A 344-nucleotide genomic window follows, 5' to 3' on the forward strand; every position below is an offset into this window, starting at 1 on the left:
GACGGTTCAGCGGATGAACAATACGCACCCGCAGGGCGGCAGCCCGCCCTGCCCTGCTTAACCTTACAGCCAGACCTTCATTGCCGACCATGACCGATGAAACCCGCTACCAGTTGCTGCGCCGCCTCGCGGCCAACCCCGATGCCAACCAACGGCAACTGGCCGGCGAACTGGGCATCTCGCTGGGCAAGCTCAATTACTGCCTGCAGGCTCTGATCAGTAAGTGCAGAGGGTAAGCTATTCCGGACAAAAACGCCATTTAATCCCCCCACAGCCTCCCCCATTCAACATGGAGGATCGAGGCATGAGACAACCAATCGATTGGGATCAGGTAGCGGAGTTGG

General features: G+C 58.7%; 1 protein-coding gene. It reads left to right on the forward strand.

Features of this window, described 5'->3' with window-relative positions; translation table 11 throughout:
* Positions 1-89 precede the first annotated feature (89 nt).
* Positions 90-236: a winged helix-turn-helix transcriptional regulator gene (locus JWG43_RS19425; protein WP_205244524.1), complete on the forward strand. Its 147-nt coding sequence runs from the start codon at positions 90-92 to the stop codon at positions 234-236.
* Positions 237-344 lie beyond the last annotated feature (108 nt).

Source organism: Desulfobulbus alkaliphilus, assembly GCF_016918545.1.
Taxonomy (GTDB): Bacteria; Desulfobacterota; Desulfobulbia; order Desulfobulbales; family Desulfobulbaceae; genus Desulfobulbus; species Desulfobulbus alkaliphilus.